Consider the following 14,989-nt stretch of genomic DNA (forward strand, 5'->3'; position numbering starts at 1 on the left):
CCGCTCGGGCGCCCTCGGTCACTTCCGCGTTCCCGTTCCCGTTTCCATCCTGGTGACCAGTCACGTGCCCATCCGCTTTCCCGTTCGCCGTCCCGCTCACAGCCGCGGCCTGATGTCCTCGGTCCAGATCCGCTCGCGCTCCCCGGGATCGAGGTGGCACGCGGTGCGGTGGCCCGGTTCGATCTCGACCAGTCGCGGGACCTCGGTCTTCTCCCGCCCGTCGTTGCGGTCCGCGTACGGGCAGCGGGTGCGGAACGCACAGCCCGAGGGCAGCGAGATCAGGCTCGGCGGGCTGCCCTTGATCGGCATCAGCCGTTCCTGGCGCGCCCGGTCGAGCCGGGTCAGCGAGCCCAACAGGCCCCAGGTGTACGGGTGTCGGGGCTGTTCGAACAGGGTGCGCGCGGGGCCGTGCTCGACCGCCCGACCGGCGTACATCACCAGGACGTCGTCGGCCAGTTCGGCGACCACGCCCAGGTCGTGCGTGATCATCACGACGGCGGAGTTGAACTCCGCCTGCAGGTCCCGGATCAGGTCCAGGATCTGGGCCTGGACGGTGACGTCCAGGGCGGTGGTCGGCTCGTCCGCGATCAACAGTTCGGGGTCGCAGCTGAGCGCCATCGCGATCATCGCGCGCTGGCGCATGCCGCCGGAGAACTGGTGCGGGTAGTCGTCCACCCGCCGGTCCGGGCGCGGGATGCCGACTCGTCCGAGCAGGTCGATCGCGTGCGCGCGGGCCTGCTTGACGCTCACCTCGTTGTGCACCTGGTAGGCCTCGATGATCTGGTGGCCGACCGTGTAGAACGGGTGCATCGAGGACATCGGGTCCTGGAAGATCATCGCCATCCGGCGGCCACGCATCAGCCGGACCTCTTCGGCGGTGGAGCGCACCAACTCCTTGCCGTCCAGCCAGATTTCGCCGCCGATTCGGGCGCTGGTACCGCCGTGCAGGCCCATCACGGCCAGCGAGGTCACGCTCTTCCCGGAGCCGGACTCGCCGACGATGCCGAGCGTTCGGCCGCGCTGGAGCGCGAAGTTCACGCCGTCGACGCTGCGCACCAGGCCGTCGTCGGTGGGGAAGTGCACGGTGAGTTCGCGTACTTCGAGGAAGTTCTCCGGCTCGGGCGGGGGCCCGGCCGGGGCGAGCTTGGGCAGTTCGGCCGCGGTGTCCCGCTTGCGGCGCGGTAGCAGTCGGGGCATCAGGTCCTCACCCGGGGATCGACGACCGCGTAGAGCAGGTCCACGACGAGGTTGGCCAGGATCACGAAGATGGCGGCGATCATCGTCACGCCGAGCACTTCGGGCAGATCCTGCTGTCCGATCGCCTCGACGGCGAACTTGCCGACGCCGTTGAGGGAATAGACCTGTTCGGTCAGGATCGCACCGCCGAGCAGCAGTCCGACGTCCATGCCGAAGATGGTCAGGATCGGGGTCAGCGCGGCGCGCAGCCCGTGTTTGACGATGACGTCGCGTTCGCGCAGGCCCTTGGCCCGCGCGGTGCGGATGTAGTCCTCGCTCATCGTCTCGAGCATGCCCGCCCGGGTGAGTCGGGCGTACAACGCCGCGTACAGGAACGCCAGGGTCAACCAGGGCAACACCAGGTTCCAGGCCCAACTCGCCGGATTGTCCAGGAACGGCACATAGTGCACGCCCTTGAAGATCGGCCATTGATAACTGAACAACGCCAGTGCCACCAGGCCGGTGAAGAACGGTGGCAGCGAGACGCCCGCCAGCGCGAAGCCCATCGAGAAGCGGTCCCACAGGCTGCCGCGTTTGAGCGCCGAGACCACCCCGATCGACACGCCGGCGATCAGCCAGATCACCGCGGCTCCCGCGGCCAGCGAGAGCGTGACCGGGATGCGGTCCTGTAGTCGTGGCCACACTTCCAGGTTGTTGCGGAAGGAGAAGCCCAGGCACGGCGGCGCGCAGTGCACCTTGCGTACACCGGTGTCGTAGTCCTTGCCGGCGACGATGCCCTTGACGAACCTTCCGTACTGGACGGGCACCGACTTGTCCAGGCCGAGGCTGTGCTTGACCTGTTCGATCGCGGCCGGGGTGGGCGACTTGCCGACGTAGCGCGCGGCGAGTTGGTCGCTTGTGGCGCCTCCCAGACGCGGAATCAGGAAGAAGATGGCGAAGACCGCCATGGTGACGATCAACAGGAGCACCACCGCTCCCGCCAGCCGCCTGAGCAGATAGAAAATCATGAGCCGGCGACCCGGTCCGGTGCGGGGAGCGGGATCACCGCTCCCCGCACCGGAACTGACGGGCCTTCACCTCTCCTTCGGGCTACTGACCTCGTCGCAGGCTTACTGGATACCGATGTTGAGGTAGTCGTACATCCCGGAGTACGCGGGCGTGACGACCAGGTTGGTCACGTTCGACGGGCGGTACAGCAGCGACTTGGTCCAGCCGAACGGGACGATCACCGCCGACTCCATCACCTTCTGGTCCAGCTGCTGCCAGATGGCCGCGCTCTGCGCCGGGTCGATGGTGCGGGTGGCCTGGTCGATCAGACCGTTGACCGCCGGGTCGTTCAGCTCGGACAGGTTCGTGCCACCGGCGGGCTTGATCGCCCGGCCGTCCACGATCTGCTGGAAGAAGCCGAACTGGGTGGGGAAGTCGGGACCCCACTGCATGAACATGATGCCGACCTTGTTCTCCGCGACCCACTTCGGGACGCCGGCGAACTGGGAGAAGTAGTCACCCGAGGGGTACTGCCGGATCTCGACCTTGATGCCGACCTTGGCGAGCGCGTTCTGCACCGACGTGGCGCCCGCGACCTCCTTGGGCCGGTTGGCGCGCGCGGTCAGCACGGTGCTGAAGCCGTCCCCCTTGCCGCACTGCTTGAGCTCGTCCTTGGCCTTGGCCACGTCACCGGTGTGCTTGGCACCGTTGGGGTACATGTCGGTGACCTTGGAACCGGCCAGCGTCGGCGGCATCAGGTTGGTCGCGATGTCGGAGCCGACCTCGCCACCCTGCGCACGCTGCAGCTGCGACTTGTTGACCGCGTACTGCACGGCGCGCCGGCAGTGCACGTTGTCGAACGGCGGGGTCTTGGAGCTGATCGCCAGGTAGGCCAGCGCGCCGGAGATCGCGTCGTCCGCGTTGTCCGCGAGCTTCTTGTCCGTGAGGATCTTGTTCTGCGCGGCGGCCTGGACGCCGGTGCCGACCACGTCCAACTGCGCCGTGCCGGCGAAGAGTCGGTTGTCGACGTCGTTCGCGTCCTGCTTCTCGAGCAGTTCGATCCGGTCCGGCAGCGCCTTGCGCAGCGGGTCGGTCGCCTGGTCCCAGTTCGGGTTGCGGACCAGGTTGACCGCCTTGCCGGGCTCGTACTGGCCGTCGACCATGTACGCGCCGGAGGCGATGGGGTGCTTGACGTACTCCTTGCCGGTGTCCTTGGCGGGCGGGACCGGCGCGGTCTGCGGGAGCGCGGCGAGGTAGTTGAAGTCCGCGAACGGCTCCTTCATCTTGAAGATGATGGTGTGGTCGTCCGGCGTCTCGATCGCGTTCAGACCCAGCTTGTCCGGCGCGGAGTCCTTGTACGGGCCCTTGTAGGTGCCGTCGGGGTCCAGGTACTGGGCGAAGTAGCCCGGACCGTTGGGCAGGACCTCCTTGTCGAAGGTCCGCTCGACGGCGTACTTGACGTCCGACGCCTTGACCTCGGTGCCGTCCTCGTACTTGACGCCCTTGCGCAGGTGGTACGTCCAGGTCTTGCCGCCGTCGTCGGTCTTGCCCACCTCGGTGGCCAGGTCCGGCGCGAACTCGTAGCTCGCGTTGCCCGGGGCGGGCTTGAAGGTGAGCAGCGGACGCGCCATCAGGCGGGAGAAGTTCCACGCCGAGGCGTAGTACATGTCGCCCGGGTCCAGCGAGTCGAACTTGTCCGAGCTGACCAGCTTGAGCGTGCCACCCTTCTTGGTGGACTGGTTGACCACTTCGGTGATCGCCTTGTTGCTCGGGCTGTACTTCTTCGAGCCGCCGCCGCCACCGCCACACGCGGTGGCGGCCATCGCGGTGACAGCCACCATGCCGATCAGCGCTTGGGTCCTGCGCCTGCGAGTTACCGGGTGTTTCATCGCTGGTCGTGCCTCCTCGTGGGGACTTGCGGGATATTCAGCGGCTGCGCGGGTCGAGGGCGTCTCGAAGGCCGTCGCCGAGCAGGTTGAACGCGAGCACGGTGATGAAGATGGTGACGCCGGGGACGACCATGAACATCGGCGCGTCCTGGTACCGGGGGGTGGCCGCCGAGAGCATGCCACCCCACGAGGCGGTGGGTTCCTGTACGCCGACCCCCAGGTAGGAAAGGGCGGCCTCGAACAGGATGTTCGTCGGGATCAGCAGCGTGGAGTAGACCAGGATCGGACCCACCAGGTTCGGCAGCAGCTCCTTGAAGATGATGTGCCGGTCGGTGGCCCCGAGACTGCGCGCCGCCTCGACGAACTCGCGTTCGCGCAGCGAGAGCGTCTGGCCGCGGACGATGCGAGCGATGTACGGCCAGCTGAAGAACCCGATCACGAAGATCAGCACGGTGATGCGGAGCGTGTCGCCGTGGAGGCCGAAGGCCTCGCCCTGGAGGCTGCTGCCGATGGCTATCGCGAACAGCAGCAGCGGGAAGGCCAGGAAGACGTCCATGGCGCGGCTGATCAGCCCGTCGATCCAGCCGCCGAAGTAGCCCGCCACGGTGCCCAGGACGACGCCGAGCACCACGGAGAGCAGGGTGGCGAGGAAGGCGACCAGCATGGAGACGCGGGCGCCGTAGCAGATGCGGGAGAAGATGTCCCGGCCGTTGACCGGCTCCAGACCCAGCGGGTGGTCCCAACTCGCGCCGCCGAAGCTGCCGGTCGGGATGTTCAGCACCGGGTCGAGCAGGTCGTCGTGGTACTCGGTGGGTCCACCGCCGATCACGTCGGTGATGAGCGGCGCGAAGATCGCGATGAGCACCATGACGATGATCACCACGCCACCGGCCATCGCGACCCTGTCGCGGCGGAATCGGGCCCACGCGATCTGACCCAGCGACCGACCCTCGATGCGTGCGCCGGCTGCCTCGGCGATCGCCTCGGGGTGCGCCTCTCGGGCCACACCGGTGGTCTCGATCGGTGCCGTCATGGATCGACCCTCCCCGCTCACGGATGCGACGGCGGCTCGGGATCGCCGCGTCCCGTCGCCATACCCGGCATTGCGATCCCGATGATCTTCGGGATCTGTCGTCCGGGTGAGACTCCTCCGTGACGCGGGTCACGAACAGGGGTGGAGGAATACCTTTACTGAACCGTGATTACGCAGACACGATTCACTGGTTGATCCGCGTAGATCGGTCACGAAATCACAACAAGGCAGCGGTTGATGACGTGACGTCAGTTTTTTGGGGGCATCACTGCCTGTTGCCCCGGCTCGCCACGTTCCGCCGATCTTCGCTCACTGCGCGTGGTGTGTGCCCGCGGCGGCCGGGTGAATCACCGTGCGGGACGGGCGCCTTCGTCGGGCATGTCGATCACCGGCCCTGGCGGGCGGCCTCGTCGAGCATGTCGATGCCGATGAACGGCCGGGTGTGCTCGCGCATCCACGCGGCGATCGGGTCGAAGGGGTCGTCGAGCGCGACCGAGGAGAGCGTCAGACCGGGCGGCGCGGCGGCCGACGCGCGGGCCATCGCGTCCCGCATACGCTGCATCGTGGCGGGCTGATTGTCCGTCAGGCGCAGTCCGATCACGAGGCGTTCGGGGCCGACGGTGGGGCGTACCCAGGCCCGGTGGGCGGCGCGCACCACCTGGGTCTGGAACAGCTGACCGCCGAGCAGGGAGTAGAACGCCGGGTCCCACAAGGTGGGTTCGCCGACCTCCAGGGGGCCGGCCATCAGTCGGTCCAGACCGCCGACGATGCGGCGCAGGTCGAGGTAGGGCACGCCGACGCCGCCGCCCTGGGCGTGCGGATTCAGCCACAGACCCCAGCGGTCGGTGTACAGCGAGGACGCGATCTCGGGGACCGGACAGATCTCGAACGAGCGGTCCCAGCCACTGAGACGCAGCTGTTCCTCGGACGTGAACGCCGGCGCGTAGCGCCATCCGGCCACGTCCATGTTCCCGTACTGCGCGTCCGGGCTGCCGGGTTGCCCCTGCCACAACAACATCCACACGGGCGCGCCGACGAGCGCCTGCAACAGCCGCTCGTAGGCGTCGTAGCGCCCGGGGGCCACCTGGCTCAACGCCTGCTCGACCTGGTTCACGACGTCCTCCCCGAACCCCATGTATCTCGACACCGACGCCGGCCGCGGCCGGACGGGCTCAGCGCTGGTCGGCCCGCAGATAGAACGGCTGGGTCCGCTCCAGCATCCAGTCCCCCACAGGATCCTGCGCCACGTCCAGAAGCACCACGTTGACCGGCCACGGGCACGCGGCGCGGCCGAGCGCGCGCTCCAGGGCGCCGACCGCGGCCAGCCGGTCCTCCTCCTGCCACCGGTCCAGTTCGACGCCGACGAACAGGACCGGCGGATCGGACTCGACCTCGCCCAGGCCGCGCCGGGCGCTGAGCACCACGGGGACGTGGATGAACTCGGCGGCGGCGGCGATCAGGAAGTCCATCGGCTCCTGGTCGGGCTCGTACAGCCGCACCCGTGCGCCGCGGTGGGCCGCACCTGGCAACCGGGCCAGCTCCAGCACACCCGGCGGCGGGATCGGGATGCCCGCCTCGCCGCCCGGGTTGACCACGATGCCGATGTGCGGCGGCAGCCCTCGGGCGAACTCGCGCATCGGCGCCACGGTGCCCGCCATCGGCCCCGCGAGCCGGCGGAACTGCTCCTCCGAGGAGAACACCGGCACGTACGGCAGACCGTCGATCTCGGCGGTGGGCAGGGTCAGTTCGGTGTCGGCGGCGCTGCCTCCCTCGGGCAGCGGCACCCACACGTCCGCCTCGGCGAGGGCCTCGAACAGGGCCTCGGCCCGGGACGGGTCGCGCATCGCCGCGACGAGCGCGCTCTCCACGGGATTGGCCGGGAACGGCATGGTGGTGCTCCTCTTGGTGTCCGGCGCAGTTTACGACTTGCCCGCGTCCCGCCGTCGGGACTGTCCGGGTAGGGGGTCTGCGAAAACGATCCGGCGCAGTTGCCGCGCGGCCGGGCGGTCGAGCAGTACACACGAGGTGAAGCCGCCCGGGGCGGAGGCGAGGGCGGGTCCGGCGTCCAGCCACGGGGCGAGCCGGGCGAGCAGCGCACGCCATTCCCGGTGGTGTCGGGCGAACACCGCGGTGGACACCCCGCGCCCGCGCGCACGTTGGCCGGAAAGCGCCTGATGGGCCGTGACGTCCAGGAGCAGCGCGTGTGCCGGGATGCCGCGCCGCCGGGCCGCGCGCACCAGTATCCGGCGCAGGATCGGATTGCGGCCGCTGTCGTGCACGACCACCGCGCCGGGGCCGCGCAGCGCCCGGGCCACCTCGCCGTAGTGCGACAGCCGCACCAGCGGTCGGTAGGCCCGGTACGGCAGCCGCCCCACCCGCATCGCCCAGCGGGCCCGGACCAGGTCGGCGTCCAGGACCGCGACCGCGGGCCCGGCGGCGACCACCCGGGCCAGGAGCGTGCTCTTGCCCGCGCCCGGCAGGCCGGTCACCACGAGCACGCACGAGGCCGGGTAGGACAGCACGTCCACCTGCCGGACCCCGTCCCGCTCCCCCGCCCGATGCCGCTCCTCCCGCAGGTCGTGCACGGACCGGGGGGTCAACACGCCGCCCGCCGCGGCGCCGGTATGCGCCCCCGCCGAATCCGTCTCCACGAATCCTCCCCTGATGTCCCGAACCCACGTGCCCTGCGCATGGTGTCGTACCGAGGGCGCGAGCGGGCGCCGGCGCTCCCCGGCCCCGGCGGGGGATTGACGACACGCGCTAGCATGCCGGGCACAACCACATAACGGCCGTCGACCCCACGCGGGAGAGTCCTCGCCATCGAGCGGGGCGCCGAAGGAGCAACTCCTCCCCGGAATCTCTCAGGCACCGATACCGCATGGGTCAGGCACTTCTGGAAAGCAGGCGCACCGTCGGTGCGGCTCACCCACGGTGCAAATCCCGGTCCGACGCGGCAGCGGCGGACGGGATGAAGCTCTCAGGTTCCGATGACAGAAGGGGAGGGCACCCCACTTTTCGACCGACTTTGGCCGAAAAGGGCTGAACGCCATGGCAGGGAGCCCCCTTTGTCCTCGAATTCGTTCTCGTACTCGTTCCGGTTCTTGATCCGGGGCCCGTCCTCGTTCCGGTACGGGCCGCAGCACCCGTCACCTTTCGTCGCACCTCGGGCCCGCGCCCGGGTCCGCGCCGTCCGGCATGCCCCGGACCGGTCCGCGCCCGCCGGGGGCTTCCGCCGGCGTCCCTTCGAAGGAGTCTTCGCATGACCACCGACCGCCGGACCCCGCTCGACGCCGTGCACGACGCGCTCGGGGCCACGATGACCGACTTCGCCGGGTGGCGGATGCCGCTGCGGTACGGGAGCGAGCGGGACGAGCACACCGCGGTGCGCACCACGGCCGGCCTGTTCGACCTCACCCACATGGGCGAGATCGAGGTCACCGGCCCGGATGCCGCCCGCGCGCTCGACCACGCCCTGGTCGGTTTCGTCTCGAAGATCGGGATCGACCGAGCCCGGTACACGATGATCTGCACCGAGGAGGGCGGCATCGTCGACGACCTGATCGTGTACCGGCTCGGCGAAGAGCACTTCGTGGTGGTGGCCAACGCGTCCAACGCCGACGTGGTGGCGGGCAGCCTGAAGCACCGCGCGAGCGACTTCGACGCCACGGTGCGCGACGCGTCCGAGGAGTACACGCTGCTCGCCGTGCAGGGGCCCGCGTCGACGGAGATCGTCGGTTCGCTGACCGACGCCGACCTGCCCGCGCTCAAGTACTACGCGATCCTGCGCACCGAGGTCGCGGGCGTACCGGTGCTGCTCGCCCGCACCGGCTACACCGGCGAGGACGGCTTCGAGCTGTTCGCCGCGCCCGGCGACGCGGTCGCGCTGTGGGACGCGCTGCTGGCCGCGGGCAAGCCGCACGGGCTGGTGCCGGCCGGCCTGTCCTGCCGGGACACGCTGCGCCTGGAGGCGGGCATGCCGCTGTACGGCCACGAGCTGACCCGGGACACCACGCCGTACGAGGCCAACCTGGGCCGGGTGGTCCGGCTGGACAAGCCCGAGGACTTCGTCGGCCGCGAGGCGCTGGCCGCGGCGGAGGCGGACGTGCGCCGCACGCTGGTCGGGCTGACCTCGCCGGGCAAGCGGGTCCCGCGCGCCGGCTACCCGGTGGTGGACGCGGACAGCGGCGAGCGGGTCGGCGAGGTCACCTCCGGCGCGCCGTCGCCGACGCTCGGCATGCCGATCGCGATGGCCTACGTGGCGGCGGAGCGGGCCGAACCGGGCACCCGGCTGGCGGTGGACATCCGCGGCAAGGCCGAGCCGGTCGAGGTGGTGGCGCTGCCGTTCTACAAGCGCGGCTGAGCCGAACCCCTTCCTATATCACCGGAAAACGTCCCAAATCATCCTGAGGGACGGACTTACCTCATTCGAATGGAGAATGGACCCGTGCACGCACCCCAGCACCTGCGCTACAGCAAGGAACACGAGTGGCTCGACGAGGCGGCCTCCCCCGCCGTCGTGGGCATCACGCAGCACGCGGCCGAGGCGCTCGGCGACGTGGTGTTCGTCGAGCTTCCCGAGGTCGGCCGGGTGGTCGTCGCCGGTGAGCCGTGCGGCGAGCTGGAGTCCACGAAGTCGGTCAGCGACATGTACGCGCCGGTCTCCGGCGAGGTCGTCGAGATCAACGACGCCGTCGTCGAGGACCCGGCCCTGGTGAACTCCGACCCCTTCGGGGCGGGCTGGCTGTTCAAGGTGCGCATCGACGGCGAGGCCGAGGGCCTGCTGTCGGCCGACGAATACGCCGCGTTCTGCGGCGAATGATCGAGATCGACCCGATCGAGGAGCTGACAACCGTGACGATCCTGGACCGTCCCCTGGGCGAGGTGGACCCGCAGGTCGCCGCCGCCGTCGCCGACGAGCTGCACCGCCAGCAGAACACCCTGGAGATGATCGCCTCCGAGAACTTCGCCCCCGTGGCGGTGCTGGAGGCGCAGGGCTCCGTTCTGACCAACAAGTACGCCGAGGGCTACCCCGGCCGGCGCTACTACGGCGGCTGCGAGCACGTCGACGTGGTCGAGCAGCTCGCCATCGACCGGGTCAAGGAGCTGTTCGGCGCCGAGGCCGCCAACGTGCAGCCGCACTCGGGCGCGTCGGCCAACGCCGCCGCGATGTTCGCGCTGCTCTCCCCCGGCGACACGATCCTCGGCCTGGACCTGGCCCACGGCGGCCACCTCACCCACGGCATGCGGATCAACTTCTCCGGCAAGCTCTACAACGTGGTCGCCTACCACGTCGACGAGAAGACCCACCGCGTCGACATGGAGGAGGTCGAGCGGCTCGCCAAGGAGCACCGGCCGAAGCTGATCATCGCCGGCTGGTCGGCCTATCCCCGGCAGCTCGACTTCCCCGAGTTCCGCCGGATCGCCGACGAGGTCGGCGCGTTCCTGATGGTCGACATGGCGCACTTCGCCGGTCTGGTCGCCGCGGGCCTGCACCCCAGCCCCGTGCCGTACGCCGACGTGGTCACCACCACGACGCACAAGACCCTGGGCGGCCCGCGCGGCGGCGTGATCCTGTCCAAGGCGGAATACGCCAAGAAGATCAACTCGGCGGTCTTCCCGGGCCAGCAGGGCGGCCCCCTGGAGCACGTGATCGCGGGCAAGGCGGTGGCGTTCAAGGTCGCCGCCTCCGACGACTTCAAGGACCGCCAGAAGCGGACCCTGGAGGGCTCGGCCATCCTCGCCGAGCGGCTGACTCGCAAGGACGTCACCGACGTGGGCATCACCGTGCTCACCGGCGGCACCGACGTGCACCTGGTCCTGGTCGACCTGCGCGACTCCGAGTTGGACGGGCAGCAGGGCGAGGACCGCCTGCACTCGATCGGCATCACGGTCAACCGCAACGCGGTCCCGTTCGACCCGCGCCCGCCGATGGTCACCTCCGGCCTGCGGATCGGCACCCCGGCCCTGGCCACCCGCGGCTTCGGCAAGGCGGACTTCGAGGAGGTCGCCGACATCATCGCCGAGGCCCTGCTGCCCGACTTCGACGACACCCGCAAGGCCGCGCTCGCCGCCCGGGTCACCACCCTGGCCGAAAAGCACCCGCTCTACCCGAACCTCTGATCCTGCGGATCGGGTTCGTCGACACGACGAAGACCGGGGCGCCGACTCGACACCCGCCGAGTCGGCGCCCCGTTTCGTCGCGATCCCCACCGGGTTCGCCGACGGTCAGCGGCCCGAGAACTCGGGCTTTTCCTTGGCCACGAACGCGCGCATGCCGGTGGCCCGGTCCTCGGTGGCGAACAGGGCGGTGAACTGGAGGCGTTCGATCTCCAGGCCCGTGTCGAGGTCGGTTTCGAGGCCGCGGTCGACGGACTCCTTCGCGGCGCGCAGGGCGTAGGCCGGGCCGTTGGCGAATTGCCCGGCCCACTTCACGGCCTCCGCGTAGACGTCCTCGGCCGGGACGACCCGGTCCACCAGGCCGATGGACAGGGCCTCGTCGGCGGCGACGAAGCGGCCCGTGTAGATCAGGTCCTTGGCCTTGGACGGGCCGATCAGACGGGGCAGGCGCTGGGTGCCGCCGGCGCCCGGGATGATGCCCAGCGTGATCTCGGGCTGGCCGAGCTTGGCGTTGTCGGCGCAGACGCGGACGTCGGCGCACAGGGCCAACTCGCAACCGCCGCCGAGCGCGAAGCCGGTGATCGCGGCAACCACCGGCTTGGGGATCTCGGCGACGGCGGTGAACGCGGACTGCAGCGCGGCGCCCCGGTCGGCCATGTCCGTGTAGGTCATCTCGGCCATCTCCTTGATGTCCGCGCCCGCCGCGAACACCTTCTCCCCGCCGTAGATCACCACCGCGCGCACGTCGGCCCGCTCGCCCGCCTCCCGCGCCACCGCCCGCAGCTCCTCCTGGAGTTGCCGGTTCAGCGCGTTCATCGGCGGCCGGCTCAGCCGGATCGTGCCGACGCCGTCGGCCACTTCCAGGTTCACGAATTCGCCCATGACGCTCTCCTCTGGTCAGCCCTGATGTGCCGATCCGACCATAGGCGTCGCCACTCCGGCGGGCGGTGAGCGGGGCCACGACATCCGCCGCGGCCCCGTCCGCCGGGCGCCTCAGTGCGTGGGTGTCGTCGTACCCTGCGTGGTGCCGGGCGCGCCGGACGCGGTCCACTTGTCCCAGCTCAGGTTCCAGTCGGCGAAGCCGTTGTCGGCGTCGACCGTGCGCTCGTCGGAGCCGGAGATCTCGACCATGTCACCGGGGATCACCCGGTCGTACAGCCACTTGGCGTTCTCCTTGGTCATCGACACACACCCGTGGCTGGTGTTCTCGCTGCCGAAGACACCCGGGTCGGCCCAGTAGTTGCCGTGCACGAAGGTGCCCGAGGTGGTGACCCGCATCGCGAACGGCACGTCGTCGATGTCGTACTCGCTGCCCAGGCCCACCGTCTGCGAGTTCATCCGGGTCTTCTCGAACTTCTCGGTGATCGCCATCTTCCCGTTCCACGTGCTGTACTTCGGCGACTTGCCGGCCGTGATCGGGATGGTCTTGATCAACTGCTCGTTCTCGTAGACCTTCATGGTGTGCGCCTTCACGTCCACCATGGCGATCCGCTTGGTGGCGGCGACCTTGAAGCTGTAGCTCTTGAACTGGTTGGCGATCGCGCCGTTGCCCACGTCGACGCCGCGCAGGTTCAGGTTGACCTTCACATTCGTGCCGGGCGCCCAGTAGTCCCTGGGCCGGTAGTCGACCCGGGTGTTGTCGAACCAGTGCCAGGCGCCCTCCACCTTCGGCTCGACGTCGACCGACAGCGCCTTCTCCACCGCGGCCCGGTTCTTGACCGGGTAGTCGAAGGTCAGCGACACCGGGAAGCCGACGCCGACGGTGGCCCCGTCCTCGGGGCTGAAGCGCGCGGTGACCTTCTTGTCGCCGGAGAGCGTGTTGAACGTCGCCCGGGCCGTGGTCGGCGCGTTGTCGGCGTTGGTCGCGGTCGCGCTCACCGTGTACTTGCCGCCGAGGGTGAAGGCGACCTTGGGCTTCCAGGTCTTGCCGTCCGCGTCGAGCGTGCCGTCGACCGGCTCGTTCTGCGCGTTGACGACCTTGACCTCGCCGAGCTTTCCGCCGCCCACCACGATCGTGATCGGCGCCTGCGGGTCGATCGCGTTGGCGCCGTCGGCCGGCGTGAGCGTGACCGACGCGGGATCCGCGCCCTTCTTCGAATCGCCCTTGGTCGTGGTGCTGTTCGGGCCGCCGGGCTTCTTGCCGCCGTCGCCGCCGTCGTCCGAGCTACAGCCCGACACGAGCAGGAGCGCGCCGAGCAGCAGTGCGGGCACCACGCGCCATCGGGCCCGTGACCGCGTCGAGAGCGACTTCGATCCTGCTGACATGTACGGGCAGTCCCTTCATCCGGAGCCGGGTCGCGACCCGGCCGAGGCCGCAAGCCACATCCCACGTCTCATTCGACGAGCCGAACATCCACCGCGGTTCCGCATTCCGGGTCACGCGCGGGCAAATGAGGTGATCGGGGCGATCGTCGCCATCCTCGCGGACGACCGCGGGCCGCCTCGACCCGAATCGCATCGCGCCGTGATCCGTCATCCGGCCCGACGGTCGGCCTCCACCAGGGCGCGAATCAGCGTCGGAGCCGCGAATCCGGGCCGATCCACGGCCTCGGCGGGAAACGGACGGACGATCAATTCGTACTCCCCGGGCGAAGAAGCGGTCGGAGGCTGTGGCAAGACCGTGACGATCCGCTGGACATCCGTACCCTCGACGGCCTCGAGAAACCATTCCCAGGTATCGGCGGGCGTCCCCCGCCCGTCGGGGCCACGATCGAGGTGCAGCACGGTGTGCGCGCCGGCGAGCACCGCACCCAGTCGCAGCGGGTCGGACAGGTCGCTCACCGCGACCCGCACGCCCGCCGCGCGCAGCACACCGGCCGCGCCGCGATCGCGGACCGTGGCCCGTACCTCCCCACCGGACAGGGCGAGTTCGAGCGCGACGGCACGACCGAGCGGTTGGTCGGCTCCGGTGACGACGACGGGCATGGCGGCAACCTTACTCAAACCCGGCATTCGTGAAGCTCGGGTAAAGACGGGAGCGCGCGCTTCGCCGTGTGGGCCCACGAATCGAGTCGAGGCACACTTCCACGCTCCGCCGGTGGGGAGTGCGCCGTCGGTCACGCACCGTTCGTCGACAAATTAACCGAAATCGACAGAGTGGCCGAAACATTGCGCCTGATCGGCGAAAAATATCCCTCACCCGTAACCCTCCGTATCGGCACTCGTTGGGGGTTTAAGGGCTTCCATGTCACTCTCCCGAGGGAAGCCGGGCCGTACCGCTGGATTGTGCTCACCGTTTGCGACAGCTTGGTCACACGAAGTCGCCGTGGGAGTCGGATCGTTCGCCCCGCACGACGGCCCGTGGCGTACCTGATGGCGCCTACCCGATGACACCCGGGCCCCGCCCGGATCCGCGATACACGGAGGATCCCCATGAACCGCAAGCTCGGCACCCTGGCCGTAGCCCCCCTCGCCGCCGGTCTGCTCTTCCTCGGTGCGGGCGCCGCGTGCGCCGACGGCGGCAACGGCACCCTGGGCGACAACGGCTCGAACGCGTCGACCACGACCTCCTCCACGACCAACAGCGGCAGCGGAAACGTCCTCGGCGGTGTCGACGGCAACTACAACGCCACCCAGCAGAGCGCGACCGGCGCGGGCGCCTCGAACCAGAACAACAACGCCGGGATCAAGGGCAACTCGGGCGTCGTGGTGATCAACCAGGGCAACGCCGACGTGCAGCACGCCTGGCACCCCTGGTTCTGAGTGGACCCGATCGGCCGCACCGACCCGGCCGATCGTCGCCCGCGGCGGCGGCATCCCCCGGGGG

The 14,989-nt window shown here is 69.7% G+C and carries 14 protein-coding genes and 1 riboswitch; of the genes, 4 read left to right on the forward strand and 10 right to left on the reverse strand.

What is annotated here, in order from left to right; all coding sequences use genetic code 11:
- Nucleotides 1-96: 96 nt before the first annotated feature.
- The 7 genes from ACFRCG_RS31425 to ACFRCG_RS31455 form a co-directional block, all read right to left on the reverse strand.
- Nucleotides 97-1,197 (reverse strand): ABC transporter ATP-binding protein, encoded by a 1,101-nt coding sequence (locus ACFRCG_RS31425; RefSeq protein WP_379995119.1) that lies wholly within the window; start codon nt 1,195-1,197, stop codon nt 97-99.
- Nucleotides 1,197-2,204 carry an ABC transporter permease gene (locus ACFRCG_RS31430; protein WP_379995117.1) on the reverse strand — a complete coding sequence of 336 codons (1,008 nt, stop codon included), beginning with the start codon at nt 2,202-2,204 and terminating at the stop codon, nt 1,197-1,199. The genes ACFRCG_RS31425 and ACFRCG_RS31430 overlap by 1 nt, the downstream gene beginning before the upstream one ends.
- Nucleotides 2,205-2,306: 102 nt before the next feature.
- Nucleotides 2,307-4,073 (reverse strand): ABC transporter substrate-binding protein, encoded by a 1,767-nt coding sequence (locus tag ACFRCG_RS31435; RefSeq protein WP_380037656.1) that lies wholly within the window; start codon nt 4,071-4,073, stop codon nt 2,307-2,309.
- Between the two features lie 37 nt (nt 4,074-4,110).
- Nucleotides 4,111-5,106, reverse strand: coding sequence for an ABC transporter permease (locus ACFRCG_RS31440; RefSeq protein ID WP_380037658.1), 996 nt, complete (start codon nt 5,104-5,106; stop codon nt 4,111-4,113).
- Between the two features lie 385 nt (nt 5,107-5,491).
- Entirely contained in the window at nt 5,492-6,220 is a 729-nt protein-coding gene (locus ACFRCG_RS31445) for an enhanced serine sensitivity protein SseB C-terminal domain-containing protein (RefSeq protein WP_380037660.1), read from the reverse strand.
- Between the two features lie 58 nt (nt 6,221-6,278).
- Nucleotides 6,279-6,995 (reverse strand): enhanced serine sensitivity protein SseB, encoded by a 717-nt coding sequence (locus ACFRCG_RS31450; protein WP_380037662.1) that lies wholly within the window; start codon nt 6,993-6,995, stop codon nt 6,279-6,281.
- A 30-nt stretch (nt 6,996-7,025) separates the two neighbouring features.
- Nucleotides 7,026-7,757: an AAA family ATPase gene (locus tag ACFRCG_RS31455; protein WP_380037664.1), complete on the reverse strand. Its 732-nt coding sequence runs from the start codon at nt 7,755-7,757 to the stop codon at nt 7,026-7,028.
- A 142-nt stretch (nt 7,758-7,899) separates the two neighbouring features.
- A riboswitch (glycine riboswitch) is annotated at nt 7,900-7,993 on the forward strand.
- Between the two features lie 372 nt (nt 7,994-8,365).
- Here ACFRCG_RS31455 and gcvT point away from each other — a divergent pair.
- From gcvT to glyA, 3 genes are all read left to right on the forward strand, one after another.
- Entirely contained in the window at nt 8,366-9,466 is a 1,101-nt protein-coding gene (gene gcvT / locus ACFRCG_RS31460; protein WP_380037666.1) for a glycine cleavage system aminomethyltransferase GcvT, read from the forward strand.
- Nucleotides 9,467-9,550: 84 nt separating this feature from the next.
- A complete protein-coding gene (gene gcvH / locus ACFRCG_RS31465; RefSeq protein ID WP_379995103.1) occupies nt 9,551-9,925 on the forward strand; it encodes a glycine cleavage system protein GcvH in 375 nt (124 codons plus the stop codon).
- Nucleotides 9,922-11,226, forward strand: a complete 1,305-nt coding sequence (gene glyA, locus ACFRCG_RS31470; protein ID WP_380037668.1) for a serine hydroxymethyltransferase — start codon at nt 9,922-9,924, stop codon at nt 11,224-11,226. Before gcvH ends, glyA begins: the two co-directional genes overlap by 4 nt.
- 105 nt (nt 11,227-11,331) lie before the next feature.
- Here glyA and ACFRCG_RS31475 read toward each other — a convergent pair whose 3' ends face one another.
- The 3 genes from ACFRCG_RS31475 to ACFRCG_RS31485 form a co-directional block, all read right to left on the reverse strand.
- Complete coding sequence (locus ACFRCG_RS31475) at nt 11,332-12,105, reverse strand: enoyl-CoA hydratase/isomerase family protein (protein WP_380037670.1); 774 nt, start codon at nt 12,103-12,105, stop codon at nt 11,332-11,334.
- Between the two features lie 111 nt (nt 12,106-12,216).
- Nucleotides 12,217-13,488: an Ig-like domain-containing protein gene (locus tag ACFRCG_RS31480; RefSeq protein WP_380037672.1), complete on the reverse strand. Its 1,272-nt coding sequence runs from the start codon at nt 13,486-13,488 to the stop codon at nt 12,217-12,219.
- A gap of 207 nt (nt 13,489-13,695) precedes the next feature.
- Entirely contained in the window at nt 13,696-14,148 is a 453-nt protein-coding gene (locus ACFRCG_RS31485; RefSeq protein WP_380037674.1) for an NAD(P)H-binding protein, read from the reverse strand.
- 447 nt (nt 14,149-14,595) lie between these two features.
- Between ACFRCG_RS31485 and ACFRCG_RS31490 the strand changes: the two genes are divergently transcribed.
- Nucleotides 14,596-14,925, forward strand: a complete 330-nt coding sequence (locus tag ACFRCG_RS31490; protein WP_380037676.1) for a hypothetical protein — start codon at nt 14,596-14,598, stop codon at nt 14,923-14,925.
- Nucleotides 14,926-14,989: the final 64 nt, after the last annotated feature.

It is taken from the genome of Embleya sp. NPDC056575 (assembly GCF_042793325.1).
Lineage (GTDB): Bacteria > Actinomycetota > Actinomycetes > Streptomycetales > Streptomycetaceae > Embleya.

Bases quoted from the DNA above. Each gene is read 5' to 3' on its own strand.
- ACFRCG_RS31425 (WP_379995119.1), bottom strand. From the start codon at position 1,197: ATGCCCCGACTGCTACCGCGCCGCAAGCGGGACACCGCGGCCGAACTG.
- ACFRCG_RS31430 (WP_379995117.1), bottom strand. From the start codon at position 2,204: ATGATTTTCTATCTGCTCAGGCGGCTGGCGGGAGCGGTGGTGCTCCTG.
- ACFRCG_RS31435 (WP_380037656.1), bottom strand. From the start codon at position 4,073: ATGAAACACCCGGTAACTCGCAGGCGCAGGACCCAAGCGCTGATCGGC.
- ACFRCG_RS31440 (WP_380037658.1), bottom strand. From the start codon at position 5,106: ATGACGGCACCGATCGAGACCACCGGTGTGGCCCGAGAGGCGCACCCC.
- ACFRCG_RS31450 (WP_380037662.1), bottom strand. From the start codon at position 6,995: ATGCCGTTCCCGGCCAATCCCGTGGAGAGCGCGCTCGTCGCGGCGATG.
- gcvT (WP_380037666.1), top strand. From the start codon at position 8,366: ATGACCACCGACCGCCGGACCCCGCTCGACGCCGTGCACGACGCGCTC.
- glyA (WP_380037668.1), top strand. From the start codon at position 9,922: ATGATCGAGATCGACCCGATCGAGGAGCTGACAACCGTGACGATCCTG.
- ACFRCG_RS31475 (WP_380037670.1), bottom strand. From the start codon at position 12,105: ATGGGCGAATTCGTGAACCTGGAAGTGGCCGACGGCGTCGGCACGATC.
- ACFRCG_RS31480 (WP_380037672.1), bottom strand. From the start codon at position 13,488: ATGTCAGCAGGATCGAAGTCGCTCTCGACGCGGTCACGGGCCCGATGG.
- ACFRCG_RS31485 (WP_380037674.1), bottom strand. From the start codon at position 14,148: ATGCCCGTCGTCGTCACCGGAGCCGACCAACCGCTCGGTCGTGCCGTC.
- ACFRCG_RS31490 (WP_380037676.1), top strand. From the start codon at position 14,596: ATGAACCGCAAGCTCGGCACCCTGGCCGTAGCCCCCCTCGCCGCCGGT.